The organism is Rhizobacter sp. P2_H2, assembly GCF_056403375.1.
The window spans coordinates 1-3,013 of the sequence record NZ_JBFUFP010000678.1; the positions used below are offsets into that span (position 1 = coordinate 1).

The following is a 3,013-nucleotide window of genomic DNA, read 5'->3' on the forward strand; positions in this document are numbered from 1 at the left end:
GCCGGGCTGGGAGCAGGTGCCGGAGCGGGCGCCGGTGCAGGCGCGGGGGCCGGGGCCGGCGCCGAGGTCGTGCCGGTGTAGGCCTGGATCTCGAAGATCGAATAGCCGTATTGGCTCGAACGGGTGACGCCCTGCACGCGCAGGTAGCGGCCCTGGCCGCTCAGGCCGGTCCAGTCTTCGATGCCGCCCTGGCTGTTGTCGACGGTCTTGATCGTGACCCAGTTCGACTTGTCGCTCGAGACCTGCAGCAGGTACCTGGCGGCGTGAGCGCGTTCCCAGTTGATGCGCACGCGGGAGATGCTGACCGACTGGCCGAAGTCCAGCGTCAGGTTCTGGTCGTCCGTGAAGCCGCTGCTCCAGCGGGTGTTGTCGTCGTGGTCGATCGCGGCCGCAGCCGACAGGTCGCCGCGCTCGGAGGCGCTGGCCGTGGCCGCGACGGGCGTCAGCGCGATGCCGATCGGGTCACCGACCGCCATCGGACGCGACCGGTCGCCGCCGGCATCGCTCGAACTGGCGTTGTTGCTGTCGGCGGCAGAGGAGCTTCCTCCGTCGCCGGAACCGCACCCGACCAGCAGGATCGCCAGGGCGCAATGCAGCCCCAGCATCGAACCGTTGCGCAAGCTGCGCAGCACATGGTGTTTCATAGGCTTCCCCTCCAAGACGTGGCAGAAACAAGGCCCGGATGCTGCACGCTCCGCGAAGAAAGCCTGTAAGCCGAGGGAGCCGTCGGATAGCTGTCAAAGCACGTTCGTGCGAATTGACACGATCGCTCGAAAGAGAGCGCACACTCTCACGCAAATGATTACCAGGACTTGCTGTCGTACGACAGAGGGCGCCGTTGTAATTCGGCAGGAGATGTCGGACAACAACCGTTCATCGGCTGTTCCCGACCGCTTGGAATCGGTTCCAAACGAAGTGCCTGCAAACTTCTTGCTCTTCGTTACATCAGCTCACGTCTTGCCGATGCGAGCTATTCGCAGAGTCTGAGAGCGCCGTTTCAAGCGGATACAAGTCCGACGCCGAATGCTGCCGGATGGCCGTGAACCGCGGGTTTTACCGATGAGAGCGCAGACGCATCGGCGTCGGTCTTGAAGGCCGCCACCGACTCGAGGAGCTTCTGCGCCTGCAGCTTCAGGCTCTCGGCCGACGCCGAGGCCTCTTCCACCAGTGCCGCGTTCTCCTGCGTCGAGTGGTCGAGCAGCGACACCGCCTGCGTCACCTGCTCGATGCCGCTGTGCTGTTGCGCAGCCGAGCGGCGGATCTCGCCGACCAGGTCGTTGACGCTCGACACCTGCTGGTGGATGTCCTGCATCACGCGGCCGGCATCGGCCACGTGGCGCGAGCCACTGCCGACCTTCTCGGCGCTGTCGGTGATCAGCTGCTTGATCTCGCGTGCCGCGCCGGCGCTGCGTTGCGCGAGGCTGCGCACTTCGCCGGCCACCACCGCGAAGCCGCGGCCCTGCTCGCCGGCGCGCGCCGCTTCCACCGCGGCGTTCAGCGCCAGGATGTTGGTCTGGAACGCGATGCCGTCGATCACCGAGATGATCGACGCGATGCGGTCGCTCGACTGCTGGATCTCCTGCATCGTCTTGACCACGTCGCCCACCACGTCCTGGCCGCGGCCGGCCGCCTGGCGGGCGCTGCGCGAGATCTCCTCGACGCGGTTCACGGTGCCGGCGCTGTCCTTCACGGTGGCCGACATCGTCTCCATCGACGAGGCCGTCTCCTCCAGGCTGGCCGCCTGCCGCTCGGTGCGGTCCGACAGCGACAGGTTGCCCTGCGCGATCTCCGACGCGGCGCTGTAGACCGAGTCGCTCGAATTGCGGATGTCGCCGACGGCGGTGCGCAGGTTGTCCTGCATCTGCGCGAGTGCCGCCATCAGCTGGCCCATCTCGTCCTTGCGCTCGCTGTCGATGCGGCCCGACAGGTCGCCGCCGGCGATGCGCTGCAAGGCCGCCATGCCGCTGCGCATCGGGCGCACGACGCTGGTCGTCAGGCCCCAGGCCAGCAGGCTGCCGAGTGCCAGCGCGATCGCGCCGCCGGCGGCCATCGCGGTGCGCGAACGCTGGTTGCCGGCGCTCGCCGCCACGATGCGCGCATCGGCATCGTCGCGGATCACCTTGGTGAGCTCGGCGGCCGCCTTGCTCAGCGTCGTGAAGTTGGCGAGCGTCTCGCCTTCGAGCAGCTTCTTGACCTTCTGGAACCGCTCGGCATCGTCGGTGCTGGCCAGAAGCCGTTCGATCTCGGCCGAACTCGCCTCGTAGGATTTCAGCGCGCCGTCCACCGGCGCGAGCTGCGGCTCGATCGCATCGGCCCGCGGCAGGCTGCGCAGCAGCGTGATCTGCTCGACGAAGCGCGCATGGTGCTTCTTGAAGGCATCGGCCTGCGTCGCCCGCTCGGCCTCGCTCCAGCGCGTGGCCAGCAGCTCCTGCGCGCCGCGCATGCCGCGCGCCGCCGTGCCCAGTTCGGACACGCCGTTCATCGCCGGCATCGTCATGCCCGCCAGGTCGTCGAAGCGGCCCTGCAGCTGCGACATCTCGAAGAAGCTCTGGCCGATCGTGGCGCAGGAGAGCAGAAGCACGCTCGCGAAACCGAGGGCGAGACGCACGCCGATGCGCACATCCTGGAGCAGTTTCATGGTCCGATCCTTGTTCTAATCCAGGGGAATATCGGCCTTCCGTCTCCGGTCCTGAACGGAAATCCCCTAGGGTTTACTGCCACACTCACACCATGCTGACCGTGAACAAACTCCTTGCGCAGGGCCATGGACTGGCCCCTGCCCTCGTCAAACGCGGCGCGTCCGTCGAGCTCGACTGGGACGTGCGACAGAAGAGCCGCTTCGACGCCACCGATTCGCAGGGCCGCACGCTCGGCGTGTTCCTGCCGCGCGGCACCGCGGTGCGCGGCGGCGACGTGCTGGTGGCCGAAGACGGCTCGCTGATCCGCGTGGTCGCGGCGCCGCAGCCGGTGCTGGTCGTGACGCACTGCACGCAGCACGGCACGCCGTTCGACC

Annotated in this window: 3 protein-coding genes; 1 reads left to right on the top strand and 2 read right to left on the bottom strand. The window is 67.7% G+C overall.

The window, feature by feature from the left end:
- Together AC1D15_RS24545 and AC1D15_RS24550 are read right to left on the bottom strand one after the other, a co-directional pair.
- Positions 1–644, bottom strand: a 644-nt coding sequence (locus tag AC1D15_RS24545; protein ID WP_477828029.1) for a discoidin domain-containing protein, incomplete at its 3' end; no start/stop codon positions are given.
- A 353-nt stretch (positions 645–997) separates the two neighbouring features.
- Complete coding sequence (locus tag AC1D15_RS24550; protein ID WP_477828030.1) at positions 998–2,638, bottom strand: methyl-accepting chemotaxis protein; 1,641 nt, start codon at positions 2,636–2,638, stop codon at positions 998–1,000.
- 92 nt (positions 2,639–2,730) lie between these two features.
- Here AC1D15_RS24550 and AC1D15_RS24555 point away from each other — a divergent pair.
- A partial coding sequence (locus tag AC1D15_RS24555) for an urease accessory protein UreE (RefSeq protein WP_477828031.1) occupies positions 2,731–3,013 on the top strand: 283 nt, incomplete at its 3' end.

Excerpts from the sequence above, each read along its gene's own strand:
- AC1D15_RS24550 (WP_477828030.1), bottom strand. The coding sequence starts at position 2,638 with ATGAAACTGCTCCAGGATGTGCGCATCGGCGTGCGTCTCGCCCTCGGT.